The following is a 16,755-nucleotide window of genomic DNA, read 5'->3' as shown; positions in this document are numbered from 1 at the left end:
GCAACTCCATACACTATATCACTATATTTCTTGTTTAAAGATTCTTCTATGTAACTTTCTTTTTCTACTGTTATTTTTGATAAATCTACTAAACTCTTAAAATCATTCGGCAAATAATATTCCAAAAATTCTTGGGCTGCTACAGGATCAGCCATTATTGTTTTGACTAATGAATCATGCTTTAACTTTTTTGTCATTTTACTAACTTATTAATCTATCAGATTTGCTCATGTTTTAAACGCTCGGTCATTTTTCTGTAACAATTTTTTAATATCAGATATTGTTTTTTTACTGACAAACAATTCCTTGCTAATCCAACTATAAGTTTTACCAGCTTGCAGAAAAATCTTTATTTTTTCTATTTTGCCTAAAGTTGTTTTGTTGCTACTACCAACTCTTCTACCAAATTTTACTCCATTAAGCTTAGCCTTAGCAATTCCTGCTTTAGTTCTGCTATTAATCATGCTACGTTCTAATTCAGCAAATACTCCAGCTATTTGGAAAAATGCTCTCCCCATAGGCGAAGTAGTATCTACTTTATCTCCTGAATCAAGGGACACAAGCTCAACAGATTTGTTATTTAGTAGTTCGATTAGCTCAATTAGTCCTTTTAGAGATCTAGCAATCCGATCAATCTTATAAACTATAACAATATCACTTGGTCGCAATGATTCAATCATAATCATTAGCTCAGTGCGATTATTATCTTTGCCACTAGCTGACTCGCTAAATATCTTTTGGCATCCCGCCTCAATTAATGCTTGTTGTTGTAATTCTAAGTCCTGATTATTACTGCTTACTCTTGCATATCCAATTTTCATAATAACTCTGGTACAATTTTATTTAAAAAATAATATTGTACCACAATAGTACAAACAAGTCTAATATTTCTTATAATTGTACCACTTGTTAGTAGGCTTGGTGTAGTACAATAATACTCTAGTTTGGTTGTACTATAGTACAATTCGATTTATCATGATTAATTAATAGGTATTTCCTTAACGTTAGCTTCTTTTGTTGCAATACGAGGTAATATGATTGTTAAGATGCCATTTTTTAAATTAGAAGAGATAGTTTTTTGATCGATGTCATTATTTAACTCTATAGTGTAATTAAACTGCCTATTCTTGCGGGCATAATCTTTAATATTATCTTTTTTATTAACATCTGATTCGTTACTACCATTCACAACAAGACGATTGCCTTTTAAGTTAATTTTAATCTGACTTTTATCATAACCTGGTATCTCCATAATCACAACATATCGCTTGTCCTCTGTAATAATCTTAGTACCTATAGAGTCTCCATCATATACATACATACTGCCATTGAGCAAGTTGTGCCAATAGCGATCAAAAGAAGAAAAATGTCTATCTATTACTCTGCTAGGACTTTGTATATATAGCGTACGATTATCTAACTCTATATCATCTTTCTGATTAGGATTAGCTAAAGAGCTATTTATCGACAATATGATCGACGCAATAGTCAGACTATATAATTTAACTTTATTTAACATATTATTACCCACGTTAATTGATTATTATAATACTGTTACATTATTTGGTAAATATTATAGGGTCTCTAGTTTGGTGCAGATAAGCAGCCATTTGTGGATCAGGAGAGCTTATCCTAACACATCTAATCTTATCGTTAGCATATAACACTTCCATATAACCTTTTGTTATTAGCTCGTCCTGCACTTTTTCTGCTTTTTTGACAGAAACCCCTAACATCTTTGCCATCTTTTTATATCTTATAACAACTGGTTGCATATTAAAATTTATTTATATTGTATATCTATGTTACAGCCCAAGTTTTTTAACTGAACATCCATGACATAATACAGCTTTTTTTATCTATTTAAAATAAATTCATCATTTTTTATCTCTGTATTAAATTCTGATTCATCATTATTAGTTGCAATATTGTCTGAGTCTAGATTATTGCATTGTTGGTGTATCTTATCTACCATTTTAGACTCTGCTACAACTTCAACAAACCACTTATTTTTATCAGCCGCCGTAGCTTGCGGCACTTGTATCTTTGCAAGTCTAGCAGATATTTCTGGTAAAATAACATAGCATTGACCAATGCTGAGACAGCTAAAGTCTTCATAAGAAACAAGAGGTGATTTTTCATGCCTTTCATTATAACTAACACCGTCCCTAAACTCATTAGCCCCGAAACTAGTATTTTTCTGCTGGCTAATTGTAGTAACAGAACCACAAAGTTTACTATATAGCTCTCCCATTCTTGGGTCATCACTGGCAAAGGCGAACTTGGTCTTAAACAAACCAATTAAATTCGATGCATCAGCATTACCATAATATTGGTATAATTGACTAGTCGATTGTAGTCCAGACAATACACAAGTACCATATTTCCTTCCTTCTTGCATCAATTGTGGCAAGCCTGGTAATTTCCCGAGACTAGGCAGTTCATCCATGACGATCCATAATTTGTGACGTGCATTGATTCTACTGCGACGCATACGAGATATCAAGAGTTCTAATAGCGATGCGTTTAATGGAATGGTTAATTCTCTAGCTGATGGGTCAGTAGCTAAAAAAAGCCAGTTACCACTGCCTGAGTTAATCTTGTTAATATAATCCTCTATTGAAAATGCTCCCATCTTGTTATTGTCTGTTAAAAACCTCAGGGGCTTAATATTAGCCATCAACACTGACATTATTGAAGAAGCTGTTTTAGCGTTATCTTTGGTAAAATATTTTGCGGCATCTGTACCTTTTAATATTGTGTACATTTCTCCAGTTTCAGTTTGGCACAGCATTTTATATAATTTGATTATTGAATATTGCTGATGCTGTTGTAAAACTTCAGTGCAAGCAACAAAAATACTTGCTGCACTTTCTTCCCAAAAATCATTAGCTCCTCGATTATTTTTTCTGCTATTAAAGCCCATTAAGATATCAGCAAATTTTTCTAGATCTTTTTTTCCAGCACAATCATGCCAAAAGTCCCAGTAATGACTACGATTATCTAATGGATTAAAGATAATATCCCCGCGGCTTGGATCATAGTATTTAGCAATCATTTCTCCAGTATTATCAATAATAATAGCAGCTTCTCCTCTTGATTCTACCTGAGGCAATAGATTATGCATTAAATTAGTTTTGCCAGAACCAATAGAACCTGACACTAAGAGATTCATGGTTTCCATATCTTTTACTAACGGCATATCACCAATAGTTAGATCGCTGGCTTTACCAATTTTACGCAAGCATTTTTTAACTTCTTTGCTAGTCAATATTTTATTACTACCATCTTTTTGCTTTTCTGCTTTGACATCTTTGCCAAATCTTGACCATAGCAGATAGATTAAAACAAAGATGCCAAACATGACTAGCACAGTAAGAGCTAATCGTATTTTAACAAACTCCCATACTGAAAGGTAAGATGCTCTATAGAATCGTGATTTAAGAATTTTGCGTGGATCAATATCTTTGGAATATAAACCTTTTTTGTCATAAGCATCTATTTTAGTATAATAGTCCTTAGCATTGGGGTTAATCGCGTTTCTAATAAAGCTGCCCGCATCATCAAAATTATCAGCTAATAGTGCTTTCTGATAAGTCATAGCAGCCCTTAAATCTAATAGTTGTGCTGGTTTGTATGAGATAACGGAGACTATTGCAACACTCACTAACAATGAACTCGTGAAAGAGCTACGCAGAACCTGCAATAACATCCGTAGCTTATGTAGAAAAACTTGACCACCGCCAATAAAATCATTTAACATATTTTACCTACTATTAATCTGCCTATCGCTTTTTAACCATGCCACTAACACTTTGCGTGAATATTGCCTATGATATTTAGGATTGCGAGAATGATAATACCGAACAGCTTTATGCCAGGAACCATGCTGCTTGTATAAACCAGTTAACAGCTGAGCTGCATAATGAATATTCTTCTTGGGCGTTAACATTTCAGCTATTGAGGTGAAGTTTTTACCATGCCAGAAGTAATTGAGCTGCATCACGCCAATATCAATATTCTGCTTTCCTTTCTGTAAATATTGCTCAGCAATGTTCTTAGCTTGCTCTACTGAATTACTTATGACCGATTTGCCTGAAATATTTAATGAATATGGTTGGTAATTAGATTCCACATTAGCTAAAGCAAGTAGTAAACCACTAGGGATAGCATATTGATATTCTATTGTTTTGATAAGATTAGCAATTTGACTATCAGCATGCACACTTACTGATATACTGAGAAGAAATATGGTTATCATAGTAAATTTTGCTTGGCAGATTAGTTGCAACCATAGTAGACTCAAGCTAATCACCTTCAAGATAAGAGATTGTATGAACTGGTTTAAATCACGCTGTACTCGCGATAATTTTTGGAATTTAATGTTTTGGCTTGGCATGACTTCCAGTGCGGCTTTATCTGACTTCTTTAGTAATTTTGTACCTATTTTTGCCTTACTATTCATCATTTTAACAGTTTCATTAGCGCCATATTTACTAGCTAGAGCTAATAAAGTTACATACACCGCGGATAAGATTTTTGTGAATAAACAAGGAGAGCCATTAAATAATAGATATCCTACCGGTTTAGGTTTTGTGCTAGTAATTACTGTACCGGTTTCAGTACAGTTGTTTTTCGGTTTGCATAATAATTTTCCTGCCTTCAAGGATTCTATAACAATATATACTGCCATTGGTCTATTATGCCCTATGCTGTATTTCATATTTAAAAATTGTCCTATCTCTATTTTGTTCAATAAAAATGCTTGGCGTCCAGAAATCACTGGTATAGGCGGAGGTGCTTATTACGTAGCTCCTAATAGTTCTAGTAATCAACACAGTATATTACATTCTGTACACCCAATCATATCTACTACTACAACCATTAGTAATTCTTATTCTACTGGCTTCGACAGATATCCAAGCTCTCATTCTTACCCAGGCACAAGATAATATATCACGTTTGATTTACTTTTTATCATCTGGTTTTCCTACTCCATTAACCGAGTGACCTAGTGTACCTATTCTCCCTTTCCCTATGCGATCTTCTTCATATTTCTCAACTTGTTGTGTTGCTTTTTGTTCCTTGGACTCGGTCTCAGATCTAACTTGTGCATATTTTGCCAAGTTTTTATCTCTAATATTCTCGTGTTTTTTCTTTAAACTATCGCCTTGTTCTTGCAATTGTTTTTTAAAGCCACCAACATTCATCCCTTGTTGCTCAGCATACTCTTTGATAGCATAGTCAGGGTTATTGCTGATCTTATCTTGATGCTGATTAGTAAAGCGATCTAGCTGCTCTCTGCCACTTGCTCCTGATACCGCAGCTCTGCCTTGACGAATATTGTGCATGACATCTTGTACATAATGATCCTCTTGTTGCAATTTCTGCCAAGCTTTTTGGGCTTCTGGGCTGCGTCTATCTGCCATTTTGTGGGCAGTACTGGCATCAACGCCATAATCTTGTTTTAATTGATTGACCACTTCTTGATACATATCACGGCTAGAATTGCCGGAATTAGAATTAACTATAGTTTGTGCTTTGTGCCAATCATCAACTTCTTGTTGACTAATTGAACATTGTTGCTCTAATCTTTGTTGTTCTTCATAAGCACTACGTACAGCATCGCTATAGCTAGTATCAATATTGTTCTCCCTGGCCCATGAACTATTAGAGGCGGCTCTTACGAGATTAGCATAATTCTTATCTGTATGTTTTTCTTGATTAACACTGTTATTTTCTCCCACTGATTGCTCACTGGAATTAGTAGCTCCAACTGTGCCTTTGACACCAATAGATGCTCCCGAGCCTGTTACGAATTGCATAGGCGTACCCAACGTTGCAGAGGCTTCAACAGTAGTGTTAGCTGCTTGTTGCCAGCCATAATTACTATTATCATGTAATTGTCTAGCACTACTAACCGCTTGCCGCAAGGTCTGTCCTGCCTCACCCATTGAATCATAATTAAAGCTCTCACCTGCATGTTCTCTTTGGGCAAGATGAGCGACATAGTCTGCATTTCTTCCGATTGTACTGGTATTAGAGTTCGATAAAGATCGTAGACCTTGCTGATGCATAGATACAGCAACTCCTGCTCCTGTACTTACTTGTGCTACCCTGCTATCATCATGTTTGTAACTAGTTGCACCGCTAGAAGCAGTAAAGCCTATTCCAGACTGTCTTAAAGTATTACCACCAGCAGTCACTTTCTCCATAGTACCGTCCATATGTTGAAAAGAGCTAGCTCCTGCCGCGTAAGACTCATTCCAGTCGGTCTTGAAACCACCCTGCTGGTATAATTGCTGGTTACCAACCGAATAATTATCGAACGACTTGTTGCCTGTCACCGATTCATTAGCCGCTTGTGATGCAGCGGATTGGCTAGCCCCTGTGATAGTGCCAGCTAAATGGATGAAGCCACCTACCCCGCCTTGCATCAGACTAAAAGCAAGAAATGGTATTGCCATCTGCAAACCTGATGCAACTGCTACAATCTTGTCCGTATAGTTGCCTATTTGACTTATAGTGCTAAAACTAACTACTCGATCGGCAATACCAAGTAAAGTAGTGCTGCTATAAATATCGATAAACATGTTTAGTACAGCATTTAACGGAGCCCATAACTGAAATGATGCTACGAGCGTTAAATAACCTAAATATCTGCTCCAACCGCCACTCATGATCAACATTGGTACCATGAAGATGAATGAGCTATATACCAGTCCTTTCAATACACTCATCAATATTGGTAAGTAAGTAGATGCTAAATCTCCAGCAATTCGCCAGTTTGATTCTTGAGTAGCCGAAGCTCGCACGTAACCATAATCACTAGAGTAGTTTCTGATGGCATTGATCATCATTTGCTGGCGTATTAACTTCTCACCTCCAATATTAACTCCTGCATAGTTTTTAAAGGATAGCTCAATATTCTTTTTAAAATTTGAGGTTAGTCGCTGGAATGTTCTTTGAACGTAATTAGTTTGTCCTGCCTGTGCAATATCAGTATCTTTTACCTTTTTCTCAAGTGCTTCAATCTCCAATTTAAATGCTGGGTCTAGTACTTCTTTGGCTGCTCTATCACAAGACATTAAGCTTTTAGTTTTACCAATACGTACACTAGTATGACGTAAAGTAGCCGCATTAGCTTTTACTAAACTCCATATATCATCCGTTTTAAGTAATTCTTCTGGTGTATAATGATAACCAATCATCGCATCTAACATTACACATCGATCAATAAAGTTACTCATATTTTCCATGAACTCAGGAGACCTAATACGCCAATTGCGTGATTCCTGTATAAGCCTTGCACCAAATACCATACCGTAATCCCGGTAATTAGTGTTACTAACCATGGTAAATGCTTGTTCAAAACCTAAGGTTAGTAAATCACCAAAAGTTTCTAATATGCCGACAGGTAGGGCAAAGCCAATCGGCAGATTGTCAACTTTTTCTTGTTTCTTGGACACGTGATCATAAATCATCATATCGGCTTTAGGAAGTAACATAAAATATATCATAGCTACCATCGCTATAACCTTACCAAGATGGGCTTTGTATCCATTTGCACCTGCATAAGACATCTTAAGTGCATAATAACCAACAGTACCCATGGTTACTACTAGAATTAATGATTCACCAAAACTGCTGCTCATTAGCATCGCTATGGCGTTTAAGCAATAAAACATAGCATCTATATGCCCATAGGTGTATACTGTTAAATCCATATCGTTATTCTCTTTTTATCTCTCGCTATTAAGTAACTAATCACTGATTAAATTCATAATTAATTTTATTATTATTTCTTTTTGCACCGGATGACTCTCAGCAATCATTAATGCAAGCGTTGTCATACTAGTTTCATTCATGTTTTTCAGTCCAATTTTTGCCTTACTTAAGTAAAGAAGGAACAATAAGCTACCTATTCTCTTATTGCCGTCGCTAAATGGATGATCTTTAATTAAAAAATATAAAAGATGTGCTGCTTTTTCTTGCACTGATGGATATAATGACTCTCCACCAAATGTTTGCTCAATGTTACCAAGTATCGCTTTAAGCATATTTCCCCTTTCTATTCCAAATAAATTACCAGCTTCATGCTGCAATTCTTCTTTTAAGACAGATATTGAGTCAATTGCCTCTTGATAATCAAGTAATACGATAGAAACAAGTTGTAGATTTACTGGTATATTAAAATTATCTTCATCATATCTTATGAGCATATCCCATGTTTTAGTATATGATTTGATTAGTCTAAGTAATTCCTTACTAGTATCAGTCGCTAGGTTTTGATTGATTAACGTAGTAGATAACAATTCAATAGTTTGTTTTAACTTAGCTAGATGCTTGCTTGTTACTTTATCATGATTGATGTTATATCCTTGGACTAGATAATCTTTTAATATTTTTGATGCCCATTTTCTAAACTCTACTCCTCTTTTAGAATTTACCCTGTATCCGACTGATAAAATGGCATCTAAATTGTAATATTCTATTGTTCTTTTTATTGCTCGTTCTCCCTCATTTTGAACTGTGGCAAACTTTGCCACAGTTGCACTACTTGCTAACTCTCCTTCTTTAAAAATATTTTTAAGATGTTTGGCAATTACTGATTTATCACGCTCAAATATTTGAGACATTTGATTTAATGATAGCCATACAGTCTCGTCATGTAATTTTACATCTACTTTTATTTCACCATTTTCAGTTTGGTAAATAACTAACTGATTATCTTGTATTTCATTCATAATATTATTGTCTTATATTTAATTTATACATTTTTACCCTTGAGTGTTATATTCTAAAAATCTATCAAAGCCTGCTTTGAATGATCTCTGCTGTAATACTAGTCTTTCCTTATATTGCATCATTACTTGTAAACGCTTAAAAGCAGAAAACTTAGAATCAGTAATGAATCTCCTGACCTCTGTTACCTGATTAGTGAAGTTCTTAATTACTGTGTCATCTAACTGGGCATATTCCAATGCTGATACGCTAGATAATGCTGTATTGGTCATTTGCATCAGGAAGTTAGTAACAATGTCATAAGATACTACTTCTAAAAACTCCTGCATTCTAACAATCATGTCAGCAGTATTAATGACATCTTTACCATGCTGGGTTTTACCTTTATGGATAATCTCCATTTCAATTAGCTGGATTATCGGAATTGATGAAAACGCTATTACTGCTTCTTCCTCATCAGTGAAAGTACCTTTACCAGCAAATATTTTTGGCACCATATTTTCTAAGATTCGGCTAATATTGCCGTAAATAGTATCATTTTCACTTAAAGTTACTTCTGTTTCTGTAGGATTTAAGCATTTCTGTTGGGTATCACACTTATATAACTTAACTTGACCTGATTTCTTATGTACACCGATATATTGTTCCAAAAGATCATTGTTTAACACTAATGATGGCTTATTATTAAAATGAAAACGACCATCAGTTTTACGCCCGATGATAGTACCGCTAATAGACATGATTAATTCCTTAAAATCTAAATCACCACTACTACCTTTACTAAGTGCCTTCCATACCAAATTAAATTCATTACCGAGCAAGGATTTAAGTTCATCTTCCTCTCCACTATTACCAAAACGATCCGGATTACTTTTACATTTATCGCTTGCCTCATACATGTCTTTATTCGTTTTACCAATATTGCCTTGTATTAAACATCTTTGCTGACTACTACTATTAAGCATCGAGAATGCTCCCTTAGCTAGAGCTTGACCTGCTGCACATTGATCCATCATCATACCATTAATATCTCTTGCTACCGTTTCCATATACGACATGATATCTTCACATTGAGGACAGGCTGATTTAATCAGCATTTTAACAGCATAAGCACCTGATGCCGTACCCATATTCTTAAAGAACTGAGTAAACTCTCTGCTGGAAATATAACTAAGCCCGCCAAAACGAAAATCAGCAGAGCCGGTACAAGCATCAAACTCTAGTTTAGGAGTTTGTATTGTTAGGGGTTGCAAAGTTTTTGGGCGTGGACCTCTCAAGATTACTGAACCACCAGTCATATAACCTCCTTGCTGATCGTTGATAATCGCTGCTTTGTTAACATTACTCATGCTCCCATTAGGACTTGCATATTTCATTAACTTGTCTATACCACTAGCAAAAATAGTGTGATTACCAAATATAGTAATGATTACTATGTATTTTAAAATATTTAAGGCTTTATTGCTCATTCTGCTAAATTACTTGATATTAAACTGTTATCAACAACTGCTTTGTTCTTGATATCTGCAAGATGTTTAACAGCCAGCAAACTATATTCTTCCAATTCCGATTCGCTTACATAGCCACGAATTAGTTCAAATGCTGTTTTAGCATCATGACTTACAGCAATAACTGTAGGAAATTCAGTTATGTTTAAACGTTCTATTAATCCATCAGCCTTGTATGTCTTAAAATATTCATGTTTACTACCACTACTACTTACCGCATCAATATTAAAACCATATCGAGAACCAAAATTTTTCAGCACTGGGGCTAATAATTGGCAGTACTGACACTGCTCGCTAAAAAATAATACTAAATCAAACTCCTTAGCTAACTGTTGAATCTTGCGAGAATTCTCTGCTTCTTGTATTGCTCTTTTGGCTTTTATCCCATGAACATTCACCGGATTATTGATAAGATCACGTTGCTCAGGATAAAGAAGATTTGCCATATCCCAGCTATCATGCAACGTTTCTGCTTGTTTCCACATTTGTTTTTCCTTATCCCGGTAAGCTTTAACATTTTCTGGGGTTGGACGAGCTAGCATCATAAACTTAAGATTTGCAAGTTCCTTAGCAAATTGCTCTATTTCTTCTTTAGCCTGCTCTGGGGTAATGTCGTTACTCGGCTGTTCTGATGACATCATATCTTGCTCTATCATCTTCTCTTCAAACCATAACCAACCACGATAACGTTGCTCAAAGAAATTTGCATAACTCATACTAGGTAACAGAACGTATATTAACACTAATATTGTTGTATAATTTACCATAACTATTACTTGTAATTCGCTAGTATCTCTAATTCTATTTATTGTTATTAATCAACTTTCAGATCAGTATTCCAACCAGCCTTATTATTGTTTTTATTATCTGGATTACCGTCGTATTTTTGTAAGCTTGGTAGCGATGAGTTCACTCGTGCTTTAATATCTCCTACCTTTGGTACCTTCATCCTCTTTAAAATATCGGCAAAGAACTCACTGAAATCCATCCTGTCAAAATCTAGCCTCATAATCTCTGCAAGTGTTAAGCCACGACAATTAGTGTATTTGCCACTACCAAAATTCATACCAAGTTGTTTACGTGACTCTATTTGTATCACTTTGTTAAGTAGTGAACCAAAGCAACAATAATGATGCTTCACTATTTTATTAATACGCATTTTTTGTTTATTTTCTTTCCCGACATAAACACATAAGTTTTTTTGTCGTTTATCTATTAAATCGATTTCATTTTTTGTGCATCTTGCCCCTAAATGCTTACCCCAACCTTTTAAGCTGGTAGAACAGCAATTAGTATAAGAAAGAGCTTTTTTACTGCAACTTTGACTAAACCCTTCAAATAATTTGAAATTTGGATCAGTAGCCCCTTTCATCTGACCTACTGCATATAGTTTTGATACTGAGTCCATCATATCAGCGTCTGTTAAATAGCTCTTGTCAACACAGTTACCATCAATGCAAGGTACTCCTTTGCATACCAATCTATCTTTGCCCTCTTTCTCAACTAGTCCAGTTCTTACCATTTCTTTATCAATAGTTACAGGATTCCAACTTTTACAAGAAAATTCTTTGTGTAGATTTACACAATTACCATAATTATCCCGTAGTAAACACGGCAAGTCTGCTACTGCATAACAATGTGCAAAATTCTTACAGTCATTTTTACTAGGATAATCACATGTTTTACTATAGGCAAATTCCCAACAATCTCGGTGTACCTCAAATCCCTGTATAGTTCTTGTGCCAGAACTTACACAATGTTTACCCTTATCAACACAAGGATAATTTGAGGTAAAACGATTACCAGCCTCAGATGAGTGTACAAAACAAACCCAAAAAATCACTGTGGTCACTACTTGTAACATTAGAATATTAAATTTATATGTATAATCAGTGGTAAAATGGTTGATCATTTTAATCTGCATTTTTCCGCCCACTCTTCTGACCATTCTTCACATACTGGATAACTATCCCTATATTTATAATATATAGCATATCTTTGAAACACATGATGGACACCTTGAACATGAGTGATTTTACCTTCACCATCCCAGGGAGCTCTAACTCCCTCCACTTGCTCTAATTTCACCCCTAAACGACTCACTATCATGTTACGTCTTTCTTCATTAATACGCCTACCTTGACGCATATGCACACTCCAATAACCTCTGCGGCATCTGATGGTATGTGTCCAACCATGATAATCAAACCAAAACTCAAAACCTCCAAGATACATTACTCTATCTTGCCATTCTTTATACCTTACTCCAGTTTTGGTACATTTTAATATTAGACTATCACTACAACTATACTCATTACGTAGCTCCTCACAGAATTTTTGATTGTATATTGTGTCTTTAAAATGTTCTTTTTCAATCTCAATGACGTATTCAGGCTCTAACTCTTTATCCCCCTTAACAGTTTTACAATCAATATCAAGGTCACGTAAACCTTCCATTAACCGTGACATCAACTTACTACTGCCATCTGAAATCTTATCAATATCTCTTTTATGGTTGACAATCTTAGGATCGCAATAATCAACTTCTAGCTGATTGATGTAACTATTCTCTTCTTTAGCCCTTTCCTCTTGCCCCTTACTTTCTAAGTTATTAACATTAATAGCATTCAGTTCTGATGCTTTACCCTCTAGTTCATTCTCATCTACTCCTAATTCTTGCACAGCTCCTTTACTTGATATCCCTTGCTCTGATTGCTTCTTCGAGTTATCAATAAATTTAATAGTCGCTTGCTTATCATCTATTTCTTTCTCGAATAAATCACTGAGCTTATTCTTATTGACTTGCACCTTACCCGCTAATGCACTACTACTTGCCAGTATAACAATGAACATTATGGCAATTTGCCACCACTGATTTAATAAAAGTATCTTAACCACAAATATATCTAGTTGCCTCGCTATTACATGACTATTAATCATTTCAAACACTCCAAGGCTTGCTTAGTTAATTCTCCTGACATTGCAAATTCTGTTAACGCATATTTAACTCCAACATTACCAACCATCTTGTCAAACTTTATCATAGCTGGCTTAGTTGGGTCATAATCATCTGTTTGCGATAGCACAATAGTTGGTACTGATACAATTTCAAATCGCGCGTAAGCTTCATCGTCTATCTGCATACTAGATGCTAGCTCCTGCCGCTTATCCTGCTCACTAGTTAATTCTAGAACAAGCTTGGTTAATTCTTTAAAACTACCACCGGGTAAACCTTTAAATACTAAGACTCCTCCATACTTACTTGCCTCCCTCAAATAAGATTGCAGTAATGGTTTGGGCATCGAGCTACTTACAAACACATAAAGACCAGTAAATTGCCGCAGCGATGGAGCATTACTATTATTACTGGGTGTAAAAGCATCCTGTCCTTCTAACTGCTTTTGCTTACACCACTTATCTCGCAAGTTTTGCCATACCATATCAAGGTTACTCCTTGCTAAATCACTAGCCCATTTGATATCAGCTATTGCTGCTTGCTGAATCAACTTGTACTGATTATCGCTCTTACTATTGGCATCATCACATTCTGTCGCTGCATGTGTACTAGCTATATATGAAGTAATCGATAGTATAATAATTACATACGATATTAGATTAAAATGCACAGCAATTTACCTTCCTAAAAATTAAATAACCAAAATCCTGCCCATCATAGGGATATTCCTTAAATGCAGAGTACAACATGTCCGATAATCCAAGTGGGAAACAACCTATCCCACTTGATGTTGATACCGGATTAACCATTTGTAGCTTGTACTGACTCTTCTTAATCTTTAATGCCCTTGATTTACGGCAAAGCTCTCCTCCACCAATAGGAGAGGTGTTTTGCGATGTAGATGTTTCCTGAGCGAGTCCTATTCGGTGCATCTTGGCAAGAATACGAGTAGCATATAGACTGCTTGATTGGATACCACCAACATGATCGCTATTTGCTCCAGAAAACGGATAGATATTACCCCAGCAACCAGCACACCAAAACATTTCATCTCTTGGTAAGTCAACAGTAGAAGCGGCACAATCAATGCTACATGCTGCTTGTGCTAAGTGATTGCCAAATAAAAAAACTTCTGGATTTAAAAGAGTTTGTAGCTTTTCGTCATTCCACGCTACATCTAGTTCGCTAATATATCCCACATCAAAGCTAGATTGCTCTAAACAAATAAAGTCTGTGATAAGTTCAAGCCAGTAAATTAATGGATAAATATAATAATGAACGTGGTAAAACGAACGATGTGCATGATGATCACCATAACCTCTAGCATAGGAGCTAACTTTTCGTAAATCTGTTCCTAGCGACAGACCGCCTAAATTAACCATACAATAAGGAGTGCGAGTAATATCAACTAGGCGTACCGGCTCCCAAAAACCAACAGCAATGCCTGGAATCGGCACATTACCTTTGGTGCATAAACAAAGTGGTGAGCTGGGATTTTTAGTGTCCCTCTTCTTTGGACTACTACCCTTACCTATATTAAAACCACCAATAGAAATTGGCAGTAAACATGACCAACAAATATCAGTTATAGGGTTAACAAATCTCCCCTGACAAGTATTGCCATAACTTGACAATGGCAAAAAAATTACCATAATCAAGATTGTGATGACTTTTGTATGTTTCATCCAACCTTTGGCGACACTCCTGAAAGATACCTCGCCAAAGGTCAAATTCTTTGTTTGATCACTCATGTTATTAATTTCTTATCATATTATCTGCTATTACTTATATTAATTTCAGTAACCTTTAAATACTTACCTTCTTGCTCTACTATTGCCGGCACATAGCTAATATTAAACTTTGTTGTCAATTCTCCTGCTTGATCAAAATATATTGGACTACCAATTTCTCTTTCTAGCTCAAGTGGTCTACCACCAGTTAAAACGATTTTAGTAACGTCAGAGTTACTAGCATTACCAGCATTCTTCGCATGTTCTTTATTTAACTCGCTTAAGTTGTCCTCCACTGCTACTCTGCTATTTGATAACATCTCCTCTAAATAATTATCTTTTACCCAAGCTATTTGTTTTTCATCCCGACCGTCAATAAATACTAGTTTGCCGTCCCATGACATATAATCTAGCGGATTAACTCTTGTACCTCTTGGATATAAGAGCTTACCGCATGGCAAAACTACATCCTGATCTAAAACATAACTCGGATCGAAATTATGACTAATAGTCTTGGTTGCCTTACTTATACCGACAATAGCAGCTGGCTCTTCTATTTTCTTTCGAGCCAAATCCTGCATCTTTTGCTGATGCTCAGCAAGATTTAGACTTTGTAATTTACGCTGCATCATGCTGACAAAACCTTCTTCCTTAATCTCAAAAGTTGCACCTTGCTTACCAAAATCCTTGGCAATTGCCACATGACTAAACGCTAAACAAATAATCAATAACAAATTATTTTTTCTCTGCATTGATTTTTTCCTCTAATAATTTAGCCTTACATAACTTCCTTTCCTCAGCCCACCGCCTTAAACTATTTAAGTCATCCATACTAATATTATAAGATTCTACAATCTCTTGGTTTCTCATAGTATTTAGAATCATTCTTAAAAATCCCTCATCAGGTTGAACTTCACCACTAAGCGCGATCATTTCATCATGATTAAAACCAGCAAGCGTCATGCGAGTCAGTATACGTTTCATCGTATCAGTTTTATCCTTCTGATTTATTTTATGTACTTGCTCCTTCTCCGAAATATATAACTTCCTTTCCTCAGCCCACCGCCTTAAACTATTTAAGTCATCAATACTAATATTATAAAATTCTACAATCTGTTTGTCGCTCATACTATCTAGAGTAGAGCGTAACAAACTATTCTCAAATTGAAATTCACCACTAAGCGTGCTAATTTCATGACTATCAAAACCAGCAAGCATCATGCGAATCACTATACGTTTCATCTTATCAGCTTTATCCTTCTTATTTATTTTCTTTACTTGCTGATTCTCCGAAATTTCGTTATTACCTCTTTTAGCAGGCGGTATAACTCTTGGAATCACGAAAATAAACATTGTCACAACCAATATTAATACTACGATAGTTTGGAATTTATATGCCTTCTTTACCTCTCCCCAAGCTTTATTCGTATCAAATTTATCCATTGTTTTGTACCTGTTATTGTTTACTCAATTCTTCAATAATTTTACTGTGTATTTCCTTGCTTATTGATCTAACATTTTTACCTTTTACACTACTCATGCTATAAACTACCTTGGTCGTACTATTTTGGTAAGATTTCGGTAGACTCACAGCTAAATTCACCGCCTTATCAATTTGACCAAAAAATAGCTGGCGATCTTCTAGATGTTCATTTTTGACTCTATCCTTTTCAAGACTCATCAATTCATCTTCAGCAACATATAAAATATGCCAATCATTACTACTTAAACCTAACTGCCTCGCAATTGTAAAACCAAAACATGCACCCATTGTAACCGCAGTAATTAACACTAATATTTTCTTTGCTATCTCCAT

18 protein-coding genes are annotated in these 16,755 nt (G+C 35.4%); 1 reads left to right on the top strand and 17 read right to left on the bottom strand.

What is annotated here, in order from left to right:
• The 6 genes from RiCNE_RS00855 to RiCNE_RS07885 all read right to left on the bottom strand — a co-directional run.
• The coding region (locus RiCNE_RS00855) for an Rpn family recombination-promoting nuclease/putative transposase (RefSeq protein ID WP_192866911.1) at positions 1–197 on the bottom strand (197 nt) is incomplete at its 3' end.
• A 30-nt stretch (positions 198–227) separates the two neighbouring features.
• Positions 228–821 carry a recombinase family protein gene (locus RiCNE_RS00850; protein WP_094648749.1) on the bottom strand — a complete coding sequence of 198 codons (594 nt, stop codon included), beginning with the start codon at positions 819–821 and terminating at the stop codon, positions 228–230.
• Positions 822–979: 158 nt separating this feature from the next.
• Entirely contained in the window at positions 980–1,519 is a 540-nt protein-coding gene (locus RiCNE_RS00845; RefSeq protein ID WP_094648748.1) for an Hsp20/alpha crystallin family protein, read from the bottom strand.
• A 40-nt stretch (positions 1,520–1,559) separates the two neighbouring features.
• The gene (locus tag RiCNE_RS00840) at positions 1,560–1,775 is read right to left on the bottom strand and encodes a hypothetical protein (RefSeq protein ID WP_094648747.1); all 216 of its coding nucleotides are present in this window, start codon (positions 1,773–1,775) and stop codon (positions 1,560–1,562) included.
• 80 nt (positions 1,776–1,855) lie between these two features.
• A complete protein-coding gene (locus RiCNE_RS00835; protein WP_094648746.1) occupies positions 1,856–3,763 on the bottom strand; it encodes a type IV secretion system DNA-binding domain-containing protein in 1,908 nt (635 codons plus the stop codon).
• 3 nt (positions 3,764–3,766) lie between these two features.
• Positions 3,767–4,723 (bottom strand): lytic transglycosylase domain-containing protein, encoded by a 957-nt coding sequence (locus RiCNE_RS07885; protein WP_239832549.1) that lies wholly within the window; start codon positions 4,721–4,723, stop codon positions 3,767–3,769.
• Between the two features lie 25 nt (positions 4,724–4,748).
• Between RiCNE_RS07885 and RiCNE_RS07225 the strand changes: the two genes are divergently transcribed.
• Complete coding sequence (locus tag RiCNE_RS07225; RefSeq protein WP_133062912.1) at positions 4,749–4,952, top strand: hypothetical protein; 204 nt, start codon at positions 4,749–4,751, stop codon at positions 4,950–4,952.
• A gap of 15 nt (positions 4,953–4,967) precedes the next feature.
• Here the strand turns inward: RiCNE_RS07225 and RiCNE_RS00820 are convergent, their stop codons facing one another.
• From RiCNE_RS00820 to RiCNE_RS00770, 11 genes are read right to left on the bottom strand one after another with little or no spacing between them, the layout of a single operon-like run.
• Positions 4,968–7,727, bottom strand: coding sequence for a conjugal transfer protein TraG N-terminal domain-containing protein (locus RiCNE_RS00820; RefSeq protein ID WP_094648744.1), 2,760 nt, complete (start codon positions 7,725–7,727; stop codon positions 4,968–4,970).
• A gap of 36 nt (positions 7,728–7,763) precedes the next feature.
• Positions 7,764–8,747: a virulence protein RhuM/Fic/DOC family protein gene (gene rhuM / locus RiCNE_RS07880; protein WP_094648743.1), complete on the bottom strand. Its 984-nt coding sequence runs from the start codon at positions 8,745–8,747 to the stop codon at positions 7,764–7,766.
• A 33-nt stretch (positions 8,748–8,780) separates the two neighbouring features.
• Entirely contained in the window at positions 8,781–10,214 is a 1,434-nt protein-coding gene (locus RiCNE_RS00810; protein WP_094648742.1) for a conjugal transfer protein TraH, read from the bottom strand.
• Positions 10,211–11,020 carry a conjugal transfer protein TraF gene (traF, locus tag RiCNE_RS00805; protein WP_094648741.1) on the bottom strand — a complete coding sequence of 270 codons (810 nt, stop codon included), beginning with the start codon at positions 11,018–11,020 and terminating at the stop codon, positions 10,211–10,213. Before traF ends, RiCNE_RS00810 begins: the two co-directional genes overlap by 4 nt.
• Before the next feature lie 47 nt (positions 11,021–11,067).
• Entirely contained in the window at positions 11,068–12,177 is a 1,110-nt protein-coding gene (gene traN, locus RiCNE_RS00800; RefSeq protein WP_239832547.1) for a conjugal transfer protein TraN, read from the bottom strand.
• Positions 12,162–13,193 carry a hypothetical protein gene (locus RiCNE_RS00795; RefSeq protein WP_094648740.1) on the bottom strand — a complete coding sequence of 344 codons (1,032 nt, stop codon included), beginning with the start codon at positions 13,191–13,193 and terminating at the stop codon, positions 12,162–12,164. Before RiCNE_RS00795 ends, traN begins: the two co-directional genes overlap by 16 nt.
• Positions 13,190–13,879, bottom strand: coding sequence for a type-F conjugative transfer system pilin assembly protein TrbC (gene trbC, locus RiCNE_RS00790; RefSeq protein ID WP_094648739.1), 690 nt, complete (start codon positions 13,877–13,879; stop codon positions 13,190–13,192). Before trbC ends, RiCNE_RS00795 begins: the two co-directional genes overlap by 4 nt.
• Entirely contained in the window at positions 13,869–14,960 is a 1,092-nt protein-coding gene (gene traU / locus RiCNE_RS00785; protein WP_204839940.1) for a conjugal transfer pilus assembly protein TraU, read from the bottom strand. The genes trbC and traU overlap by 11 nt, the downstream gene beginning before the upstream one ends.
• Before the next feature lie 20 nt (positions 14,961–14,980).
• The gene (locus RiCNE_RS00780; RefSeq protein WP_094648738.1) at positions 14,981–15,691 is read right to left on the bottom strand and encodes a hypothetical protein; all 711 of its coding nucleotides are present in this window, start codon (positions 15,689–15,691) and stop codon (positions 14,981–14,983) included.
• Positions 15,675–16,382: a hypothetical protein gene (locus RiCNE_RS00775; RefSeq protein ID WP_094648737.1), complete on the bottom strand. Its 708-nt coding sequence runs from the start codon at positions 16,380–16,382 to the stop codon at positions 15,675–15,677. Before RiCNE_RS00775 ends, RiCNE_RS00780 begins: the two co-directional genes overlap by 17 nt.
• Positions 16,383–16,395: 13 nt before the next feature.
• Complete coding sequence (locus RiCNE_RS00770) at positions 16,396–16,755, bottom strand: hypothetical protein (RefSeq protein WP_094648736.1); 360 nt, start codon at positions 16,753–16,755, stop codon at positions 16,396–16,398.

The organism is Rickettsia endosymbiont of Culicoides newsteadi (assembly GCF_002259525.1).
In the GTDB taxonomy this organism is placed as follows: domain Bacteria; phylum Pseudomonadota; class Alphaproteobacteria; order Rickettsiales; family Rickettsiaceae; genus Tisiphia.
This window is presented reverse-complemented; position numbering and strand designations above follow the sequence as displayed.